Source organism: Cupriavidus sp. WGlv3, from assembly GCF_023952475.1.
GTDB classification, from domain to species: domain Bacteria; phylum Pseudomonadota; class Gammaproteobacteria; order Burkholderiales; family Burkholderiaceae; genus Cupriavidus; species Cupriavidus phytorum.
On record NZ_JALHRX010000017.1, the window covers coordinates 82007 to 102977 of the forward strand.

15 protein-coding genes and 2 tRNA genes are annotated in these 20971 nt (G+C 67.4%); 7 read left to right on the top strand and 10 right to left on the bottom strand.

Annotated elements, in window-relative coordinates:
• Positions 1 to 37: 37 nt before the first annotated feature.
• The 6 genes from MKD38_RS23670 to mnmC form a co-directional block, all read right to left on the bottom strand.
• Positions 38 to 113: transfer RNA gene (locus MKD38_RS23670), tRNA-Val, on the bottom strand.
• A 192-nt stretch (positions 114 to 305) separates the two neighbouring features.
• Positions 306 to 2717, bottom strand: coding sequence for an endopeptidase La (lon, locus tag MKD38_RS23675; protein WP_062799032.1), 2412 nt, complete (start codon positions 2715 to 2717; stop codon positions 306 to 308).
• 256 nt (positions 2718 to 2973) lie between these two features.
• Positions 2974 to 4251, bottom strand: a complete 1278-nt coding sequence (gene clpX, locus MKD38_RS23680; RefSeq protein ID WP_012352668.1) for an ATP-dependent Clp protease ATP-binding subunit ClpX — start codon at positions 4249 to 4251, stop codon at positions 2974 to 2976.
• Positions 4252 to 4503: 252 nt separating this feature from the next.
• On the bottom strand, positions 4504 to 5154 hold the full coding sequence (gene clpP, locus MKD38_RS23685) for an ATP-dependent Clp endopeptidase proteolytic subunit ClpP (RefSeq protein WP_011615108.1): 651 nt from the start codon (positions 5152 to 5154) through the stop codon (positions 4504 to 4506).
• Positions 5155 to 5253: 99 nt separating this feature from the next.
• Positions 5254 to 6609 carry a trigger factor gene (gene tig, locus MKD38_RS23690; RefSeq protein ID WP_116330704.1) on the bottom strand — a complete coding sequence of 452 codons (1356 nt, stop codon included), beginning with the start codon at positions 6607 to 6609 and terminating at the stop codon, positions 5254 to 5256.
• 241 nt (positions 6610 to 6850) lie between these two features.
• On the bottom strand, positions 6851 to 8824 hold the full coding sequence (gene mnmC, locus MKD38_RS23695) for a bifunctional tRNA (5-methylaminomethyl-2-thiouridine)(34)-methyltransferase MnmC2/FAD-dependent 5-carboxymethylaminomethyl-2-thiouridine(34) oxidoreductase MnmC1 (protein WP_252680613.1): 1974 nt from the start codon (positions 8822 to 8824) through the stop codon (positions 6851 to 6853).
• A gap of 161 nt (positions 8825 to 8985) precedes the next feature.
• Here mnmC and MKD38_RS23700 point away from each other — a divergent pair, with 161 nt between their 5' ends.
• Positions 8986 to 9843 carry a 23S rRNA (adenine(2030)-N(6))-methyltransferase RlmJ gene (locus tag MKD38_RS23700; protein WP_252680615.1) on the top strand — a complete coding sequence of 286 codons (858 nt, stop codon included), beginning with the start codon at positions 8986 to 8988 and terminating at the stop codon, positions 9841 to 9843.
• Here MKD38_RS23700 and MKD38_RS23705 read toward each other — a convergent pair.
• A complete protein-coding gene (locus MKD38_RS23705) occupies positions 9818 to 10186 on the bottom strand; it encodes a VanZ family protein (protein WP_252680617.1) in 369 nt (122 codons plus the stop codon). The genes MKD38_RS23700 and MKD38_RS23705 overlap by 26 nt on opposite strands.
• A 244-nt stretch (positions 10187 to 10430) precedes the next feature.
• Between MKD38_RS23705 and MKD38_RS23710 the strand changes: the two genes are divergently transcribed.
• Positions 10431 to 10517 (top strand) — tRNA-Leu (locus MKD38_RS23710).
• Between the two features lie 246 nt (positions 10518 to 10763).
• The gene (locus MKD38_RS23715) at positions 10764 to 11204 is read left to right on the top strand and encodes a hypothetical protein (protein WP_252680619.1); all 441 of its coding nucleotides are present in this window, start codon (positions 10764 to 10766) and stop codon (positions 11202 to 11204) included.
• 42 nt (positions 11205 to 11246) lie between these two features.
• Here the strand turns inward: MKD38_RS23715 and MKD38_RS23720 are convergent, their stop codons facing one another.
• Together MKD38_RS23720 and MKD38_RS23725 are read right to left on the bottom strand one after the other, a co-directional pair.
• Entirely contained in the window at positions 11247 to 14360 is a 3114-nt protein-coding gene (locus MKD38_RS23720) for an efflux RND transporter permease subunit (RefSeq protein WP_252680621.1), read from the bottom strand.
• Between the two features lie 4 nt (positions 14361 to 14364).
• Complete coding sequence (locus MKD38_RS23725; protein WP_252680623.1) at positions 14365 to 15567, bottom strand: efflux RND transporter periplasmic adaptor subunit; 1203 nt, start codon at positions 15565 to 15567, stop codon at positions 14365 to 14367.
• 400 nt (positions 15568 to 15967) lie between these two features.
• Here MKD38_RS23725 and hpnD point away from each other — a divergent pair, with 400 nt between their 5' ends.
• Positions 15968 to 16804 carry a presqualene diphosphate synthase HpnD gene (gene hpnD, locus MKD38_RS23730; protein ID WP_111519829.1) on the top strand — a complete coding sequence of 279 codons (837 nt, stop codon included), beginning with the start codon at positions 15968 to 15970 and terminating at the stop codon, positions 16802 to 16804.
• 50 nt (positions 16805 to 16854) lie between these two features.
• Positions 16855 to 18117 (top strand): Zn-dependent hydrolase, encoded by a 1263-nt coding sequence (locus MKD38_RS23735; RefSeq protein ID WP_252680694.1) that lies wholly within the window; start codon positions 16855 to 16857, stop codon positions 18115 to 18117.
• Here the strand turns inward: MKD38_RS23735 and MKD38_RS23740 are convergent.
• Entirely contained in the window at positions 18114 to 18461 is a 348-nt protein-coding gene (locus MKD38_RS23740; RefSeq protein WP_092317244.1) for a hypothetical protein, read from the bottom strand. The two genes, MKD38_RS23735 and MKD38_RS23740, sit on opposite strands and share 4 nt — an antisense overlap.
• Positions 18462 to 18764: 303 nt before the next feature.
• On the opposite strand from MKD38_RS23740, the gene ompR reads away from it, so the two are divergent.
• On the top strand, positions 18765 to 19487 hold the full coding sequence (gene ompR, locus MKD38_RS23745; protein WP_010810107.1) for an osmolarity response regulator transcription factor OmpR: 723 nt from the start codon (positions 18765 to 18767) through the stop codon (positions 19485 to 19487).
• 24 nt (positions 19488 to 19511) lie between these two features.
• A complete protein-coding gene (locus tag MKD38_RS23750; protein ID WP_252680625.1) occupies positions 19512 to 20861 on the top strand; it encodes an ATP-binding protein in 1350 nt (449 codons plus the stop codon).
• Positions 20862 to 20971 lie beyond the last annotated feature (110 nt).

Sequence of the window (20971 nt, forward strand, 5' to 3'; positions counted from 1 at the left end):
GATCGCTCTGAGTCCTTGATTCGCGCTGGCAGAGCGGTGGTGGGTGCTGAGGGGTTCGAACCCCCGACCTACGCCTTGTAAGGGCGCCGCTCTACCAACTGAGCTAAGCACCCGCTCGACCATCGCAGGCTGTCTGCCTGCAAACTTGCTGAACGCTCCGCACCTCGCGGCAGCTGCCGTGGTTTGCGTTGCGAGGGCGCAAGTTTAATACATGTGATTTCGATTTGCCAAGGCCCGCGCGGACAAAAAAAACGCCGCCGGGCATCGCTGCCCTGCGGCGTTTTGTTCATGCGGCCGAGGCGTAGTCAGTGGTGCAGGCGCTCGACCTTGGCCGTGGCCTTGTCGGCCACCTCGGCGGGCTTGGCGTCTTCTTCCGGCAGCGCCTCGGGCTTGCGCTCGAGCGCCAGTTCCAGCACCTTGTCGATCCAGCGCACCGGCACGATCTCGATGGCGTTCTTGACGTTGTCCGGGATCTCGGCCAGGTCCTTGACGTTTTCCTCGGGGATCAGCACCAGCTTGATGCCGCCGCGGTGGGCTGCCAGCAGCTTCTCCTTGAGGCCGCCGATGGGCAGCACCTCGCCGCGCAGCGTGATCTCGCCGGTCATGGCGACATCCGCGCGCACCGGGATGCCGGTCAGCACCGACACCAGCGCCGTGGTCATGGCACCGCCCGCAGACGGGCCGTCCTTGGGCGTGGCGCCTTCGGGCACGTGGATGTGGATGTCGCGCTTCTCGAACATCTCATCCGTGATGCCCAGGCGGCGTGCCCGCGAACGCACCACCGAGCGCGCGGCCTCGACCGATTCCTTCATCACGTCGCCCAGCGAACCGGTGCGCGTGATGTTGCCCTTGCCCGGCATGATCGCGGCTTCGATGGTCAGCAGGTCTCCGCCCACCTCGGTCCACGCCAGGCCAGTCACCTGGCCCACCTGGTTTTCCTTGCCGGCCAGGCCGAAGTCGTACTTGCGTACGCCCAGGAACTTGTCGAGGTTGTCCGAATCGACCTTGATCGTGCCCGACTCCTTCTTCAGCAGCAGCAGCTTGACCGCCTTGCGGGCAATCTTGGAGACCTCGCGTTCGAGCGAACGCACACCGGCTTCGCGCGTGTAGTAGCGGATGATGTCGCGGATCGCCGCATCGGTGACCTCGATCTCGCCCGGCTTCAGACCATTGTTCTTGATCTGTTTCGGCAGCAGGTAACGCGTGGCGATGTTGAGCTTCTCTTCCTCGGTGTAACCCGACAGGCGGATCACTTCCATACGGTCGAGCAGCGGCGGCGGAATGTTCAGCGAGTTCGACGTCGCCACGAACATCACGTCGGACAGGTCGAAGTCGACCTCGATGTAGTGGTCCTGGAACGTGTGGTTCTGTTCCGGGTCCAGCACCTCGAGCAGCGCCGACGACGGATCGCCGCGGAAATCCTGGCCCATCTTGTCGATCTCGTCGAGCAGGAAGAGCGGATTGCGCACGCCAACCTTCGACAGGCTCTGCAGGATCTTGCCCGGCATCGACCCGATGTAGGTACGGCGGTGGCCGCGGATCTCGGCCTCGTCACGCACGCCACCCAGTGCCATGCGCACGAACTTGCGGTTCGTCGCGCGCGCCACCGACTGGCCGAGCGAGGTCTTGCCCACGCCGGGAGGCCCGACCAGGCAGAGGATGGGTGCCTTCACCTTGTCCACGCGCTGTTGCACCGCGAGGTACTCGAGAATGCGTTCCTTGACCTTCTCCAGGCCATAGTGGTCTTCATCCAGCACGCGCTCGGCGTTGGCGAGGTCGTTGTTGACCTTGCTCTTCTTGCGCCACGGCAGGTTCACCAGCGTGTCGATGTAGTTGCGCACGACGGTGGCCTCGGCCGACATCGGCGACATCAGCTTGAGCTTCTTGAATTCGGCGTCGGCCTTCTTCTTGGCTTCCTTCGGCATGCGCGCAGCCTTGATGCGCTTGTCGAGTTCTTCCAGGTCGGCGCCTTCTTCGCCCTCGCCCAGTTCCTTCTGGATGGCCTTGACCTGCTCGTTCAGGTAGTACTCGCGCTGGCTCTTCTCCATCTGGCGCTTGACGCGGCCACGGATGCGCTTTTCGACCTGCAGGATGTCGATCTCGCCCTCGAGCTGCGACAGCAGGCTTTCCAGGCGCTCGGTCACGTTGACCATCTCCAGGATCTTCTGCTTCTGCTCGAGCTTGATCGGCAGGTGCGCGGCGATGGTATCCGCCAGGCGCCCGGCCTCGTCGATGCCCGACAGCGAGGTCAGGATCTCCGGAGGGATCTTCTTGTTGAGCTTCACGTACTGGTCGAACTGCGACACGATCGCGCGGCGCAGGGCCTCGGTCTCGGCGCTTTCGCCAGGTGCGGGCGGCACGGGCACGGCTTCGCACATGAAGTGCGAATCGTCCTCGCTCACCTCGCGGATGTTTGCGCGCTGGGTGCCCTCGACCAGCACCTTCACGGTACCGTCGGGCAGCTTCAGCATTTGCAGGATATTGGCGATGCAGCCGACCTCGTACAGGTCGTCGGCGGTCGGCTCGTCCTTGGCCGCCGTCTTCTGGGCTACGAGCATGATGCTCTTGCCCGCCTCCATCGCAGTCTCAAGCGCCTTGATGGACTTTGGGCGTCCCACGAACAGCGGGATCACCATGTGCGGAAACACCACCACGTCGCGCAGCGGCAACAGTGGGAGGCGAATCGGCTCGGCCGGGAGGAGTTGTGTTCCGGACATCATTTTCCCCAAGTCAGTCATTTAAGGCGTAAATTGGGCCGCCCGAATCGATTACAAGATACGTGCCAATCGATTCATCAAGGCAGGCAGATGCCGCTACCTGCACTTGGTGGCCCCTCTGAAACAGCATACCCGCGTTTCCTCCCTCTCGTCGGTAGAAATAAACAAAAAAAAGCCGCTCGCTTCTACGCGAACGGCCTTTTCCGCCCTGCTGCCCGTGTGGTGCCGACCTCTGACCACTCTGGCAGGCCTCGCGTCAGTTAGACCCTGCCACCTTGGGCTGCTGCTCCTCATACATCAGCAGCGGCGGTGCATCGCCGTTGATCGTATTTTCATCGATCACCACCTTTTGCACGCCCTTGTAATTAGGCAAGTCATACATGACGTCCATCAGCGACTGCTCCAGGATCGAGCGCAGCCCCCGGGCACCGGTCTTGCGGCGGATCGCCTTGCGGGCGATGGCGCTCAGCGCACCCGGACGGATTTCAAGCTCGACGCCTTCCATTGCCAGCAGCTTCTGGTATTGCTTGACCAGCGCATTCTTGGGCTCGACCAGGATCTGCATCAGCGCGGCCTCGTCCAGCTTGGCCAGCGTTGCCACTACCGGCAGGCGGCCGATCAGTTCGGGAATCAGGCCGAACTTGATCAGGTCTTCCGGCTCGGTCTGCGGCAGCACTTCGCTGACGTCGCGCTCTTCCTTGCTCTTGACCTGCGCGGCAAAGCCAATGCCGGTCTTGTCCGAACGCTGCATGATGACCTTCTCCAGGCCATCGAAGGCGCCGCCGCAGATGAACAGGATGTTGGTCGTGTCCACCTGCAGGAAGTCCTGGTTCGGATGCTTGCGGCCACCCTGCGGCGGCACCGATGCCATGGTGCCTTCGATCAGCTTGAGCAGGGCCTGCTGCACGCCCTCGCCGGACACGTCGCGCGTAATTGACGGGTTGTCCGACTTGCGCGAGATCTTGTCGATCTCGTCGATGTAGACAATGCCGCGCTGCGCCTTCTCGACTTCGTAATTGCAGTTCTGCAGCAGCTTCTGGATGATGTTCTCGACGTCCTCGCCGACGTAGCCGGCTTCGGTCAGCGTGGTCGCGTCAGCGATCACGAACGGAACGTTGAGCAGGCGCGCCAGCGTCTGCGCGAGCAGCGTCTTGCCCGAGCCGGTGGGCCCGATCAGCAGGATGTTGCTCTTGGACAGCTCGACGTCATCCTTCTTGCCGAGGTGCTTCAGGCGCTTGTAGTGGTTGTAGACCGCCACGGCCAGGATCTTCTTGGCCTGTTCCTGGCCAATCACATACTGGTCCAGGCTTTCGCGGATCTCGTGGGGCGTGGGCAGGTCGGAGCGCGCGGCCGCGGCGGCGTCTTTCTCGGATGCCGTGGCCTCGTCGCGAATGATCTCGTTGCACAGGTCGATGCATTCGTCGCAAATGAACACCGACGGGCCGGCAATCAGCTTCTTGACCTCATGCTGGCTCTTGCCGCAGAAGGAGCAGTACAGAAGCTTTTCGCTGGATGAACCTTTTTTGTCCGCCATAGGAATCAGTCACTTTTGCAGTGCGCACACCGCGGGGCGACAGGCTCCTCGGCGATACGCTTCAAACGCATCATACGCCAAAACAATTGGCACCACCGGCGGTTCCCCCCGGCTGTGGGGCGAAGGCCCCGTTTCACCGGTTCCGATGCAAAAAACGAGGCACGGGGCCTCGTTCCGGTGTAGCCTTCGCCATTTGAGCCCAGCCGATGTGGCCGGCCGCCGTCGCACCACAGGGCACGGCGACGTGCCGCATCAGCCGCGGCGGGCGAGCACCTTGTCGATCAGGCCGTAGTCGACCGCCTGGTCGCCGCTCATGAAGTTGTCGCGATCGGTGTCGCGCGCAATCTTCTCGACCGGCTGGCCGGTCACTTCCGACAGGATGGTGTTGAGCCGCTCGCGCAGGTACAGGATCTCGCGCGCCTGGATCTCGATGTCCGAGGCCTGGCCGCGCGCGCCGCCCAGCGGCTGGTGGATCATGATGCGCGAGTTGGGCAGCGCCGAACGCTTGCCCTTGGCACCCGCCGCCAGCAGGAAGGCGCCCATGCTGGCCGCCATGCCCATGCACAGCGTCGACACGTCCGGCTTGATGAACTGCATGGTGTCGTAGATGGCCAGCCCCGCCGACACCGAACCGCCCGGCGAATTGATGTACAGGGACACGTCCTTGTCGGGGTTCTCGCTTTCCAGGAACAGCAGCTGTGCCACCACCAGGTTGGCGGTCTGGTCGTTGACCTCGCCCACCATGAACACCACGCGCTCCTTCAGCAGGCGCGAGTAGATGTCATAGGCGCGCTCGCCCCGGCCGGACTGCTCGACGACCATCGGCACCAGCCCCAGGCCCTGGGTTTCCAGTGCCGAAGCCTGCGTGGTGGCGAGACGGTCAAGCAAATCATTGCGGGTCATGCATGTTCTCCATGGATTCGTCGGATCGCAAGGCAATCCGGGTAACTCGGGAAGTTCCGGCCCCGCACCGTGGCGCGGGGCTGCCGGTCACTTCCGGCCTCAGGCTTGCTGCTGGTTGCCTTCGGCGGTGAGTTCCTCGAAGGACACCTTCTTGTCGGTGACCTTGGCCTTGCCGCACACGAAATTTACCACGTTGTTTTCGAGCACGTAGGCTTCCATTTCGGCCAGGCGCTGCTGGTCGCCGTAGTACCAGCGCATGACTTCCTTCGGGTCCTCGTAGCTCTTGGCGAAGTCCTCGATCTCGGCCTTGATCTGGTCGGCCTTGGCTTCCAGGCCGTTGGCCTTGACGATCTCGGCCAGGATCAGGCCCAGCTTGACGCGGCGCTCGGCCTGCTGCGCGAACATCTCGGCCGGGATCGGCATGTCCTTGGCGTTGGGCATGCCACGCTGCTCCAGGTCGCGGCGGGCCATTTCCACCAGGCGCTCCTGGTCCTGCTCGATCAGGGCCTTGGGCACGTCCAGCTCGCTCGCCTTCAGCAGCGCTTCCATGACCTGGTCCTTCAGCATGGCGTGCGTGCGGCGCTTCACTTCGCGCTCGAGGTTCTCGCGGATGTCGGCGCGCATCTTGTCGACGCTGCCGTCGGCGATGCCCAGCGACTTGGCGAAGGCTTCATTCACTTCCGGCAGGTGGGCCCACTCGATCTTCTTCAGGGTCACGGTGAACTCGGCGGTCTTGCCGGCCACTTCCTTGCCGTGGTAGTCGGCCGGGAAGGCCAGCGGGAAGGTCTTGCTTTCGCCAACCTTCAGGCCCAGCGCGGCCTGCTCGAACTCGGGCAGCATGCGGCCTTCGCCCAGCACGAACGGGAAGTCCTCGGCCTTGCCGCCGGCGAACTCTTCGCCGTCGATCTTGCCGACGAAGTCCAGCGTCACGCGGTCGCCGTTCTGCGCGGTGACGTCGGCACCGCCGTCGCCATGCTCGCCGGCTTCGCCGCGGGCGTGGTAGTGCACGCGCTGCTTGCGCAGGATGTCGATGGTCTTGTCGACTTCGGCGTCGGTGATCTCGGTGCCGGTGCGGGTGACTTCGGCCGCCGACAGGTCGCCGATGGTCACTTCCGGGTACACCTCGAAGGTGGCGTCGAACGCCACTTCATCCTCGCCCACGCCTTCGTTCTTGATCTCGAACTTGGGCTGGCCGGCAACCTTGACGTCCTGTTCCTTGGTGATGTCGAAGAACTTGCGCGCGGCCTTGTCGAAGCGGACTTCGAACTCGACCTGCTGGCCGTATTGCTTCTCGACCATCTTCATCGGCACCTTGCCCGGACGGAAGCCCGACATCTTCACGGTCTTCGACAGGCGAACCAGGCGCTCCTGCTTTTCCTTCTCCACTTCGGCCTTGGGGATGGCCAGGGTCACCTTGCGGTCCAGCTTGCCGAGGTTCTCAATCACGTTCGACATGGTCGTAGATCCAATCCAGAAATGTAGTTGTGTTCGTAGGTGCTGCCGTCTTGTACGCGTACCGCCCGCTTTACCGCCACAGCGCCGTCGCGACAGGACGGCCAGGGCAGCGCACCGGCGAACGGAAAGCTCCGCGCAAACGGAAAACGGGGATTATCGCACGGTTTTGATTCGCTTCCGGCAGATTTTGCCCGGAACGCGCCGCAACCCTGCGGCCCCCGCTACGCCACGATGCGCCGCGCTACGCTGCCTGCCCATGGCGCAGTGCGCGCAGCAGCAGGCGTGCCGGATCCACCGCATCGGCCAGCTCCGACTCCAGCGGCAACGGCTCGCCTTCGATCTGGCTGGCCAGCAGTTCCGCGCCCAGCGCGGCCCAGGTGAGCCCGCGCGAGGCATAGGCCAGCGCCACATAGAGCCCGGGCAGGCGCGGCAGGTCGCGCAGGTGTGCGCCGCGCAGCGATGCCGCCTGCGCCACCGCGGCGGCCTCGTCAGGCACTTGCCCGATCAGCGGCAACCGGTTGTGCGTGACCGTGCGCACGCCGACATAGCCCGACAACGTGGCGGGATCGAGCGAGGCCACCGCGCCGGCCTGGTCCGGCAGCAGCCCGGCCAGCCTGGCCAGGTTGGCGGCGTGGATTGCCGGCTGCGCCACCAGCGGGCCGGTGTCCTCGTCATAGCTGGAGCCGACGCGGCCGCTGCCGTCGGCGGCACGCGGCAACAGATAGCCGGCACCGGTCACCACGCAGTCGGGCCAGCCACCGAGCGCGTCGACCTGCGCGGCCGCCAGCGTGGTCAGCTGCCCGCGCACGCGGCGCAGGGTCCAGTGTTGCTGCGGCAGCAGTTGCTGCGCCTCATGTGCGTTGGCCAACACCAGCACCGGTGCCGACGCCAGCAAGGCGCCGTCCTGCGCGAGTGCCTGCCATTGCCCGTCGACGCGCGCGATCGCGCCGACCCGGCAGCCGAAGCGCGTCGTGACAGCATCGCCGGCGCGCGCCAGCTGCGCCGCGCAGATGTCCGGCGGCGCGACCCACCCGCCCTGCGGGAACCAGAGGCCGCCGCGCGGCACGCCGGCGTGGTGCGCCGCGGCCGCCTCGGCGGCGCTCATCCAGCGCACGAAATCCTGCGGCAAGCCCATGGCGTCCAGCGCGGCGCGCTGGGCCTCGCCTTCGGCCTCGTCCGCGCCGATCTGCAGCACGCCGCAGCCGTGCCAGCCGACCGGATGCCCGGCTTCGGCCAGCGCCGCCCAGGCGCGCAGCGCGTACTGGTTGCCGGCACGCGACAGCCGCGACAGCAGGCTGTCGTCGGCCGACACATGCGCATGCATGGCCGCGGCACGATGCGCCGAGGTCTGCCGCGCCGGTCCTCCGTGGGCGTCGAACAGGGTCACGCGCCAGCCGCGCGCGGCCAGCCGCTCGGTCACGGCGCAGCCCGCCAGCCCGGCGCCGATCACGATGGCATGGCGCTCGGCCCATTGCGCCGGCAACGGCGGCGCGTGGCGGCGCGATTTCCATTGCGGGCGAAAGCGCGCGACCGTCATGTCGCGCTTGCCGCCAAAGCCGGGCACCTTGCCGACCTCGAAGCCGACCTCCTTCAGCCCGCGCCGCACAAAGCCCGCGGCGGTATACGTCGCCAGCGTGGCACCGGGACGCGCCAGCCGCGCCAGGCCGCGGAACACCGGCACCGACCACATCTCGGCATTGCGCGCCGGCGAGAAGCCATCAAGGTAGAAGGCGTCGGCACCGGCGGCCAGCCGCGGCAGCATCGCTTCGGCGTCGCCCAGCGCCAGCGTCAGCACCACGCGGCCCTGGTCGAATGCGAGCCGGTGCAAGCCCGGCAGCGCCAGCGGCCATTGCGCCTGCAGCGCCTGCGCCAGCGGCTGCAACTCGTCCAGGCTGGCATGCAGTTGCGCCAGCCCCTCACGGGTGAACGGATGCTTTTCGATCGAGACGAAATGCAGCGTGTCGCAGCGCTGCGGATCGTCGCGCCACGCCCGCCAGGTCGCCAGGAAATTCAGTCCCTGGCCGAAGCCGGTTTCGACGATGACGAACTGCCGCCGAGCGGCCCATGCCCCGGGCAAGCCATTGCCGCCGAGGAAGACGTGGGCGGCCTGCGCCAGGCCGCCTTCGGTGCTGTGGTAGACGTCATCGTAGCGGGGCGAATACGGAGTGCCCTCGGCCGACAGGATCGGCTCGGCGGGCTCGAGTGCGCGCGGCATGGATGGAAAACTCTGTGGAAGCGAATTGCCCCGGCCAGAGCACCACGGGCGTGGGAGAGGCCAGGAAGAGCAACTGGCGGCGGATGGTAGCATAGCGGCCTTGCCGCGGACCGCCTCGCCGTCCGCCTCCCATCTTGCGCCGCCACGGCGCCCTGCTCCACATGCTCAGCTATCGTCACGCCTTCCATGCCGGCAATCACGCCGATGTCCTCAAGCACGCCGTCGTGGTGCAACTGCTCGAGCACCTGGCGCAGAAGGACAAGGCGTTCTGGTACATCGACACCCATGCCGGCGCCGGCCTCTATGCGCTGGACCACGCCTACGCGCAGAAGAAAGCCGAATTCGAGACCGGCATCGCGCCGCTGTGGCGCGCCGCCGCAAGCGGCACCGAACTGCCGCCGATGCTGGACGAATACCTGGACCAGGTGCGCGCGCTCAACCCGGACGGCAACCTGCGCCACTACCCGGGCTCGCCCTGGCTGGCCTGGCAGATGCTGCGCGAGCACGACCGCTTGCGGCTGTTCGAATTGCACAGCACCGAGATCCAGGTCCTGCGCGACAACTTCCGCGGCGCCGGGCGCCGCGTGATGCTGTACGACGGCGACGGCTTCGGCGGTATCAAGGCCATCCTGCCGCCGCCGCCGCGGCGCGCGCTGGTGCTGGTCGATCCGTCGTACGAAGACAAGCAGGACTACGCACGCACCGTGCAGACCGTGCGCGACGGGCTGGAGCGTTTTGCCACCGGCGTCTACGCGGTCTGGTACCCGCAGGTGCAGCGGCGCGAAGCGCTGCAGCTGCCGGTGCAGCTGAAGGGCCTGCCGCTCAAGAGCTGGCTGCATGTGACCCTGACGGTCAAGCGCCCGGTCGAGGGCGGGCTGGGCCTGCACGGCAGCGGCATGTTCATCGTCAATCCGCCGTGGCGGCTGCAGGAGTCGCTGCGGCAAGCCATGCCGGTGCTGGCCGACCTGCTCGGCCAGGACGACGGCGCCGGCTTCACGCTCGAAGCCGAGGAGCGCTGAGCCGGCGCACCAGCCAGTCCAGCGCCAGGGCCGCGGCTACGCCGACCGTGTCGGCGAGCAGGTCGAGCCAGTCGGCCTCGCGGTAGCCGGTCTGCCCCTGCAACAGCTCGATCACGCCGCCATACGCGACCAGACCCAGCCAAAGCGGCCAGCCACGTGCGGCGTAGGCGCGTGCGCCCAGCAGGCCAAGCAGCGCAAACCCGAGCGCGTGATTGGCCTTGTCCCAGCCGGTGGTCGGCAGCGGCTGCGTCGGCGGCATCAGCGACAGCGCCAGCATGGCGGCGGCGCAGGCCCAGAACAGCAGGCGCCAGCGCAGCGGGGTCAGGGTCGGAACGGCAATCATGGGCGGGGACGAAGGTCTGGACAGCCGACAATATAGCCGCACGGGCCCGCCAGGGCGGGCAGTCGCCACGGGGCTGGATTCCCCCCGCGCCTTGCGCTACAATCCGCAACCTCGTTGCACTGCGGGCTGCCGGCGGCAGATCCGGCAAGAAGACGGCAAAGGCGGGCACTTCCAGCCGCCTTTTTTGCTTTCGTCTCCGGCAACGAGCATCGCGGCCGCCCGCCCGGGCAGCGCCGCAAGGACCGCGAGGGTGGCGAAATTGGTAGACGCACCAGGTTTAGGTCCTGACGCCAGCAATGGTGTAGGGGTTCGAGTCCCCTCCCTCGCACCACCCGCCTGCCAAGTGGCGGGCTGACAACCTTCCCCATTTCAGGCTTCGATTGGCCACGCGACTTTCGTCTGCGTGTCGAAACGATGACGCGCGCGTTCCGCGGCGCTTGGCGCAGGTGGTAGAACACCTGAGTGGCACCGCCTTTCGCGGACCCGTGCGGCGATCTATGCTGAAGATGTCGGAGCCGCCGTGCGCACTACGCAGGTGGTGCCCGGCATGATCACCTCAGCCCTGATTGGAGGGCATATGAAATTCCCTGCCTTGCTGTTGGCAGCGTCGATGGCCGCTGGCTGGACATCGTTCGCACAGGCCGCCGGATGCCAGTACGACATGCAGTGCAAAGGTGAGCGGATCTGCCACCACGGGCAATGCGTCTATCCCGAAGTGGAAGAGTCGGCTGAAGCGGGCGGTCCACCAAAGGCCGGTACTGCCGCAGCGGCTGCCGCGCCGGCGGCGGAGGTGACTCCGGTACCGACCACTTCGGTAACCCCGAGCGCCCCAGCCACGATAACCGGCACCACGATCAAACGCAGCCCCAACCCGCCACCGCCGCGCGGCTGCTGCACCGTGGCCGGCAAGCTGAAGCTGTCGCCGGCCTCGGCGTCGGATACCAGCCTGGCCAGCGGCGACGCATGCCAGGGGCTGACCGCCTCCGGCAAGCCGGTTCCCGGCACGATCTGCAACTAGGCGCAGGCCTGGTGCAGTAGCGCAGGACCCTGGCGCCGGCCGTCACGCGGCCACGGCGCCCGGTCCGTCTTGGGGCCGCCGCACGCGGAACCATGCCGCGTACAGCGCCGGCAGGAACAGCAGCGTCAGCACCGTGGCGATGATCAGCCCGCCCATGATGGCCACCGCCATCGGCCCCCAGAACATCGAGCGCGACAGCGGGATCATCGCCAGCACGGCCGCGGCGGCCGTCAGGATGATCGGGCGGAAGCGGCGCACCGCGGCTTCGACGATGGCGGTCCATTGCGGCACGCCGGCGCGGATGTCCTGCTCGATCTGGTCGACCAGGATCACCGAGTTGCGGATGATCATGCCCAGCAGCGCGGTGATGCCCAGCTGCGCCACGAAGCCCATCGGCGCACGCAGCAGCAACAGCGTGGCGGCGGCGCCGATCAGCCCGAGCGGGCCGGTCAGGAACACCATGGCCGCGCGCGAGAAGCTGTGGAGCTGCAGCATCAGCAGCGTGAAGATGATGAAGATGCACAGCGGCAGCTGCGCCGCGATCGAGGCCCCGGCCTTGCCGCTCTCCTCTTCCGCGCCGGCCACGGTGATGCGGTAGCCTGGGGGCAATTGCGCGCGCAGCGCGTCCAGCTTCGGGTTGATCTGCGCGGTGACGGTCGGGCCCTGGATGCCGTCGACCACGTCGGCCTGCACGGTCACGCCGAAGTCGCGGTTCTCACGCCAGACCACGCCGGGCTCGGAGCGCAGCGTCACGCGCGCCACCTGCGTCAGCGGCACCACGCGCCCGCTGCTGGCCGGCACCAGCATGTTATTCAGGTCCGAGATCGCGTCGCGCTCATTGCGCGGCGTGCGCATCAGGATGTCGATCAGCTTGTCGCCGTCGCGGTATTGCCCCACCGGCACGCCGCTCAGCACCGTCTGCGTGACGCGGGCGATGGCCTGGGTGGTCACGCCCAGCGCGCGCGCCTTGTCCTGGTCGATCTCCAGGCGCAGCATCTTGACGTTCTCGTTCCAGTTGTCGTTGACGCCGATGGTGTTGGGGTTGGCGCGCATCTCGGCCTTGACCTGGTCGGCCAGCCGGCGCACCGCGGCGGCGTCCGGGCCGATCACGCGGAACTGCACCGGATAGGCCACCGGCGGCCCGTTTGGCAGCAGCTTGACGCGCCCGCGCAGGTACGGGAACTCGGCATCGAGCAGCTGGATGACGCGGCGGCGCAGCGCGTCGCGCACTTCGGTGCTGGCCGGCATCACGATCACCTGCGCCACGTTGGTCTGCGGGAAGATCTGGTCCAGCGGCAGGTAGAAGCGCGGCGCGCCGGTGCCGACGAAGGTGGTCAGGCTGGCGACGTCGCGGTCCTTGCCGATCCGTTGCTCGAAGCGTTTGGCTTCGGTCTCCATCTGCGCGAAGCTGGTACCCTCCGGCATCCACAGCTCCACCATCAGCTCCGGGCGGCTGGAATCCGGGAAGAACTGCTTTTCGACGAACTTGAAGGCGTAGATGCCCAGCGCGAACGCCACCAGCGTGATCGCAATCACCAGCTTGCGCCAGGTAACGCACCAGTCCACCAGCCGGCGGAAGCGCGCGTAGAACGGCGTGTCGAAGACCTCGTGGGCCGCGCCCGCGCCCGGGGCGCGGGTCTTGAGCAGCAGGTAGCCCAGGTAGGGCGTGAAGTAGACCGCGGCCAGCCACGACAGCACCAGCGCCAGCGCCGTCACCGCGAAGATGGCGAAGGTATACTCGCCCACCGTCGAACGTGCCAGCCCTACCGGCAGGAACCCGGCCGCGGTGATCAGCGTGCCGGTCAGCATCGGCATCGCGGTCGAGGTATAGGCAAAGGTGGCGGCCTCCATCTTGGAGAAGCCCTCTTCCAGCTTGCGCACCATCATCTCGACCGCGATGATGGCGTCGTCGACCAGCAGCCCCAGCGCCACGATCAGCGCGCCCAGCGAGATCTTGTGCAGGCCGATGCCGAAGATGTTCATGAACAGGAACGTCACCGCCAGCACCAGCGGGATGGTCAGCGCCACCACCAGGCCCGGGCGCACGTCGAGCCGCAGCGGCCGCGTGTGCAGGCCGAGCGAGACAAAGCTCACCGCCAGCACGATCACCACCGCCTCGATCAGCACCCGCACGAACTCGCCGACCGAGCGCTGCACCGCCTCGGGCTGGTCCTGCACCTGGTCCATCTCGATGCCAACCGGCAGCTGGCCGCGCAGCCGCTCGAAGGCGCTGCGCAGGTTCTTGCCCAGCTCGATGATGTCGCCGCCCTTCTGCATCGAGATGCCCAGCCCGATCACGTCCTTGCCGTTGAAGCGCATGCGCTGCTGGGTAGGGTCGACATAGCCGCGGTAGACGTCGGCGATGTCGCCCAGACGGATATTGGCGATGCCGTTGGGTCCGCGCAGCACCAGGTTCTCCAGGTCTGCCACGCTGGCGAACTGGCCCGACAGGCGCACCTGCAGGTTATCGCTCGGGGTCACCAGCACGCCGCTGCCGGTCAGATTGTTCTGCTGCGAGATCTGATCGGCGATGGCGTTGATGTCCAGGCCCAGCTGGGCAAAGCGCGCCTGGTTGAACTCGATGTAGACCTTCTCGTCCTGCAGCCCGATCAGCGACACCTTGGCCACCGACGGCACGCGCAGCAGTTCCTGGCGCACCAGGTCGGCGTATTCGCGCAGCTCCTTGTAATTGAAGCCATCGGCCGAGAGCGCGTAGATGGTGCCGTAGACGTCGCCGAACTCGTCGTTGAAGAACGGCCCGCGCACGCCGGCCGGCAGGGTCTGCTGGATGTCACCGATCTTCTTGCGCACGGTGTACCAGACCTGCGCAGTCTCTTTCGCGGGCGAGGTGTCCTTGAGCTGGAAGATCACCGTGGTCTCGCCGGGCTTGGAGAAGCTGCGGATCTTGTCCGCATAGGGCACTTCCTGCAGCTGGCGCTCGATCTTGTCGGTGACCTGGACCGCGATCTGCTCGGCGGTGGCGCCGGGCCAGAACGCCTGCACCACCATCACGCGGAAGGTAAACGGCGGGTCCTCGTCCTGACCGAGCTGGAAGAATGCCAGCAGGCCGCCGAGCAGCAGCACTACCAGCAGGTAGCGGGTCAGCGGCTGGTGTTCGAGCGCCCAGCGCGACAGGTTGAAGCGGGAATGGTCCATCCGCTTACCCCTGCTTCGGGGTGGCGGCCGATGCCGGCGCGACCATCTGCAGCGGTCGCACCTTCTGTCCCGGGCGCAGCAGGTGCACGCCCGCGGTGACGATGGTCTGGCCCGGCGCCAGGCCCTGGCGCACCTCGATCTCGTTGCCGAAGGCCTCGCCCAGCGTCACCGCCACCGGCTTGACCGTGCCGGAGGGGGCATCGTAGACCCAGACCATGTCGCGGCCCTGCTCCTGCAGCAGCGCGGTCAGCGGCACGCGCAGCGCCGGCGCGGCGCCGTTGCGCACGAAGGTCACCACCGCGGTCATGCCCAGCTTGAGGTCGGCGGGCGGATTGGGCACGCTCACGCGGGTGGCATAGGTACGCGTGACCGGGTCGGCCGCGGCGGCGATCTCGCGCACGCGGCCGGGCAGCGCGCGCTGCGGCTCGGCCCAGGTATGGACGGTGACGTCGGTCAGGCCGCGCAGCAGGCCGACCTGGTCCTCGGGCAGGCCGATCGCCACTTCCTTCTCGGCCGTCTGCGCGACCCGCACCACCGGCTGGCCGGGGGTGACCACCTGGCCCACCTCGGCGTCGATGGCGGTGACCACGCCGTCGGCGTCGGCATGCAGCACGGCATAGGCGGTCTGGTTGGACTGGCTGCGCAGCCCGGCCTGCGCCTGGCGCAACCGCGCTTCGGCGGCATCGAAACTGGCCTGGCGCCGGTGCTGCTCGGCGGCGCTGATAAAGCCCTTGGCGAACAGGTCGTTGTAGCGCTTCAGGTCCGCCGCGGCGAGGTCGCGGTCGGTGCGGGCGGCCTCGAACTGCGCGCGCGAGCCGGCTTCGGCCAGCGACAGGTCGGCCGGGTCCAGCCGTGCCAGCGGCTGGCCCTTGCTGACCACGGCGCCAACATCCACCAGCCGCGCGGCGATCTTGCCGCCGACGCGGAAGCCGAGCCGCGACTCCACGCGCGGGCGCACGTCGCCGGAAAACTCGAAGATGGTCTTGCCGCTGTGCGGGCTGAGCTGCATCATGCGCACCGGGCGGATCTCCGGCGCGGGCTCGGGCGCCTTGCCGCAGCCCACCAGGACCAGCGCTCCGGCCAGCGACAGCGCCGCCACGGCCGTGCCGCGGCCGGGACGCCTGGCCTGCCGGCGCGGCGCGGTGACGGCGGGGGTGACTGGGGTATCTGCAGCCGCAACTTCCGGCACTTGGCAAAGCACTGGCATCGGTAGGCAACGATTCGGAATGGGTACAACTGCTGGGCGGGCCGCGCTCCACCATGGTTCACGCCTGCCGATCGGGCAGGCAAGGGTGGCAGCCTGACGGTGGGCAGCGGGTGGCCGGCGGGTGGCCGGACGCCGGCACGGGCGCTAAATAACTTGCCGGTCAGTAATATAACGACCGCCCCGGGGTGCGTCAAACGGCAGGCGACGAAACGTCTGGAAGGAAGCTTCAGCGGCGCTCCGGGGCGGCCAACTGCGCCGGACGCGCCCGGGCCAGCCCGGCCGCGATGCTACAATCCGGCGCGCCGCGACGCGGCTGCCCCCATCGGCCTGGCACCCCCGCTTGTCTGCGATTTACCGCGGATTCCCCGCGGTTTCCACATTTCTTCGACCCGAGACCGGCGTGACGCCCGATCAGTATTGCCAAGAGAAAGTCGCCCAGAGCGGCTCGAGCTTCTATTACAGCTTCCTGTTCCTGCCGGCCGAGCGCCGCCGCGCGATCACCGCGCTGTACGCGTGGTGCCGCGAAGTCGACGACGTGGTCGACGACACCCATGACGCCGGCCTGGCGCACCAGCAGCTCGACTGGTGGCGCGCCGAGCTGCGCCGCCTGTTCGACGGCGCGCCGACCCACCCCACCACCCAGGCCCTGCAGCCGCATGTCGCCAGCGCCGGCCTGAGCCAGGCCGAGATGGCCGAGGTGCTGGAGGGCATGGAAATGGACCTGACCCAGACCCGCTACCTGGACGAGGCCGGCCTGGCGCGTTACTGCCACTGCGTCGCCGGCGTGGTCGGCACCCTCAGCGCGCGCCTGTTCGGCTACACCGATCCGCAGACGCTGGTCTTTGCCGAAAAGCTGGGCCAGTCGCTGCAGCTGGTCAATATCCTGCGGGATGTCGGCGAGGATGCGCGGCGCGGGCGCATCTACCTGCCGGTCAATACGCTGCAGCAATTCCAGGTACCGGCTTCCGAGATCCTCAAGGGCGAGCATTCCGGTCGCTTTGTCGCGCTGATGCAGTACCACGCCGGCCGGGCCCGCGCGCTGTACCATGAGGCGCTGGCGCTGCTGCCGCGGCAGGACCGTCGCGCCCAGCGCGCCGGCCTGCTGATGGGCGCGATCTACCACGCGCTGCTCGACGAACTCGAAGCCAGCCAGTTCCAGGTGCTGAACCAGCGCATCGCGCTGACGCCGCTGCGCAAGCTGTGGATCGCCTGGAAGACCTGGGTGCGCAACAGCTAGCGCGCGGACTACGCCGCCTTTTCCGACCACCTGTCCCAAGCCGTACCGCCATGACGCAGACCTCCGCCTCCCTCGGCGACACCATCCTCGCCCATGCCGACGAACTCGCCCGCTTCTCCGACATGGAGGACGGCCTGACCTGCGCCTACCTGACGCCCGCCCACCGCTCTGCGCAAACCCGGCTGGCGCAGTGGATGGAAGCCGCCGGCATGCAGGTGCGCATCGATGCCATCGGCAATGTGATCGGCCGCTATGCCGCCGATCCCGCGTTGCACGACGCGCCCGTGCTGCTGACCGGCTCGCATTTCGACACCGTGCGCAATGGCGGGCGCTATGACGGCCGGCTTGGCATCCTGCTGCCGATCGCCGTGCTCGGCGCGCTCAACCAGGCCGGCATCCGCCTGCCGTATCACGTGGACGTGGTGGCCTTCGCCGAGGAAGAAGGCCTGCGCTTCAAGACCAGCTTCCTGGCCAGCAGCGTGCTGGCCGGCCGCTTCGACGCCGCGCTGCTCGAACGCCAGGATGCGGACGGCATCAGCTTGCGCGAGGCGCTGGCCGGATCCGGCCTGCCTGGCGCCGGCGAGCTGCAGGCGCTGCGCGACGCGGCGCTCGATCCGGCCTCGCTGCTGGGCTTTGTCGAAGTGCATATCGAACAGGGTCCGGTGCTGCTGCACCATGAGTTGCCGTTGGGCGTGGTCACGCAGATTGCCGGCAGCAGCCGCTTCTCGGTGCGCGTCGAAGGCCTGGCCAGCCACGCCGGCACCACGCCGATGGGCATGCGCCGCGATGCCGCGGCGGGCGCGGCCGAGATGATCCTGCTGGTGGAGCAGCGCTGCGCGGCGGCGCCGACGCTGGTCGGCACCGTGGGCCAGTTGCAGGTGCCGAACGGGTCGAGCAATGTCATCCCCGCGGCCTGCACCTTCTCGATGGACATTCGCGCCGGCGAGGACGCCATCCGCGAGGCCGCCATCGCCGACATCGTCGCCGGCATCGCGCAGATTGCCGAACGCCGCGGCCTGAGCGCGCAGGTGGAGCGCGTGCCGCCGGTCAACAACGCGCCATGCGCGCGCTGGCTGATGGATCAGTTCGGGGCGGTGCTGAAGAAGCGCGGACTGCAGGCGTTCGAGCTGCCGTCCGGGGCCGGCCATGACGCCATGATGATGCAGCGGGTCACCGACGTGGCGATGCTGTTCGTGCGCTGCGGCAACGGCGGCATCAGCCACAACCCGCTGGAGACCATCACCGCCGCAGATGCGCAGCTGGCCGCCGAGGTCTTCGTGGATTTCCTGCGCCACTTCCAGCCGCGCGGCTAGCCGCCCTGGTAGATGTCGCGTCCGAAGTCGTAGAGATTCTTGCGCAGCCGGCGGCGTTCGTCCGGCGACAGCCGCGAGCCGCCGCGTTCCTCGCCGCGCCGGCGCTCGGCCTCGCGCTGTTCGGCGCGATGGCGCTCGGCACGGGCGCGCGCTTCGCGCTGGCTGTTGCCCGGATCGCTCGCCTGCGCCGACGGGTAGCGCTTGAGCAGGTTGGCCATACCCGCCGATTGCGCCAGCGCCGTCCCGCCCGGCATGCACAGCGCCAGCACGGCCAGCGCCAGCGCAAGGCATGCGCCGGCGATACCATGCTGCGGATGCCCGTGCCGGGTTCGGTTCACTTTCATTGATAATGGCGGTCTTGGCTTCGCCAAAAGGCAGCGGTTGGACTGCCTTGAAGCCGGGAATTCCGGTACCCCGTCCGGCACCGCGGCCTCTGCAAGCTTTGCGCCAGCGGGCGCTGGACGGGCTGGCGGAAGCCGTGGATTCGTCCGGCGAAAATGCGTGGAAAACTGCCGCGCACGACGCCGAAATGGACGGATTGCGCAGTGTAATCGCACGATTGATGCACACTGCCATACCACGGGGTAAAGTATGTAACGTTTTGTTAAGCCATTTTGAGCGAAAGCGATAGTCGCTAAGATACCGCCATGGAAAATACCAGCCACAAGATTCTTGTCGTCGACGATGACCCGCGTCTGCGCGATCTGCTGCGCCGCTATCTGGGCGAACAGGGTTTTACCGTGCTGGTGGCGGAGAACGCCACCGCGATGAACAAGCTCTGGCTGCGCGAGCGTTTCGACCTGCTGGTGCTGGACCTGATGATGCCCGGCGAAGACGGCCTGTCGATCTGCCGCCGTCTGCGCGGCGCCAACGACCAGACCCCGATCATCATGCTCACCGCCAAGGGCGAGGACGTAGACCGCATCGTCGGCCTGGAGATGGGCGCCGATGATTACCTGCCCAAGCCGTTCAACCCGCGCGAGTTGATCGCGCGCATTCACGCGGTGCTGCGCCGCAAGGGCCCGGCCGAAGTGCCCGGTGCCCCGTCGGAAACGCCCGAGACCTTCGCCTTCGGCGACTTCGTGCTGAACCTGGCCACGCGCACGCTGACCAAGAACGACGAGGAAATCACGCTGACCACCGGCGAGTTCTCGGTGCTGAAGGTGTTCGCGCGCCATCCGCGCCAGCCGCTGTCGCGCGAGAAGCTGATGGAAATGGCGCGCGGCCGCGAATATGAAGTGTTCGACCGCAGCCTGGACGTGCAGATCTCGCGCCTGCGCAAGCTGATCGAGCCGGACCCCAGCAACCCCCGTTTCATCCAGACGGTGTGGGGCCTGGGCTACGTCTTCATTCCCGATGGCGTGAAATAACCGAGTGCGGCCGCTGTTCCTATCGTGGCGACCGTAATCGGCCGTACCGCAACGCGGTTCTTTGGTTCGCTGTTCTGGCGGACCTTCATGCTGATCGCCCTGCTGCTGGCCATCTCGCTGGGCATCTGGTTCCAGAGCTACCGGCTGTTCGAACGCGCCCCGCGCGCGCAGCAGATCGCCATGCAGGTGGTCAGCGTGGTCAAGCTGACGCGCGCCGCACTGCTCTATTCCGATCCCGCACGGCGCCGCTTCCTGCTGCTGGACCTGGTGCAGAACGAAGGCATCAAGGTCTATCCGCGCGAGAAGGACGACGACTTCGCCGCGCCCACCGCCAACCCGTTCCTGACCTCGCTGGTGCAGCAGGAGATCCGCAGCCGCCTGGGCGAGGACACCGTACTGGCCACCACCGTCAACGACATTCCCGGCGTGTGGGTCAGCTTCGAGATCGAGGGCGATGACTACTGGGTGGCGATCAGCCCGGAACGCTTCGAGCGCGTGCCCGGCATCCAGTGGCTGTGGTGGAGTATCGCCGCGCTGCTGCTGTCGATCATCGGCGCGGCCTTTATCACCGCGCGCGTCAACTACCCGCTCAAGCGGCTCGCCAACGCCGCGCGCGCCATCGGCGCCGGCGGCGACCCGCCGCCGCTGCCCGAGCATGGCGCCAGCGAAGTGGCGCTGGCCAACCACAGCTTCAACCAGATGGTGCGCGACCTGCGCCAGCTCGACGACGACCGCGTGGTGATGCTGGCCGGCATCTCGCATGACCTGCGCACGCCGCTGACGCGGCTGCGGCTGGAAACCGAGATGTCGCCGATGGACGGCACCACGCGCGACGCCATGATCGCCGACATCGAGCAGATGGACGCCATCATCGGCCAGTTCCTCAACTACGCGCGCCCGCCGCTCGAGACGGTCGAGCCGGTCGACCTGTCGGCGCTGGTGCACGATGCCGTCGGCGTCTATGCCGCGCATGACGACGTGCGCGTGCATGTGCGCGCCAACGCGCCGGTGATGGCGGTGGCCAACCGCATGGAGGTGCAGCGCATCCTCGACAACCTGGTCGAGAACGCGCGACGCTATGCCAAGGACGAGCAGACCGGCATGGCGGTGGTGGAAATCTCCACGCGCGTCGACGACAAGGAAGCGGTGCTGACCGTGGCCGACCACGGCAACGGCGTGCCCGACGGCCAGCTGTCGCTGCTGACGCGGCCGTTCTACCGGCTCGACGCCGCGCGCAGCGAGGCCAAGGGCGCGGGGCTGGGCATGTCCATCGTCAACCGCATCATGCAGCGCAACGGCGGCCGGCTGCTGCTGGCCAACCGCGCCGCGCCGGCCACCGGCCTGGTGGTCAGCGCGTGCTTCCGCCGCGCCTGAGCGGCGCACTGACAGGTTTTCGACAGCCGCTGATAGCTTCCTGAAAGGCATTTGACAGGGCAATGACAGGGGCGCGGCGCACACTGGCGCCCGTCATCAGGCCCGCGGCA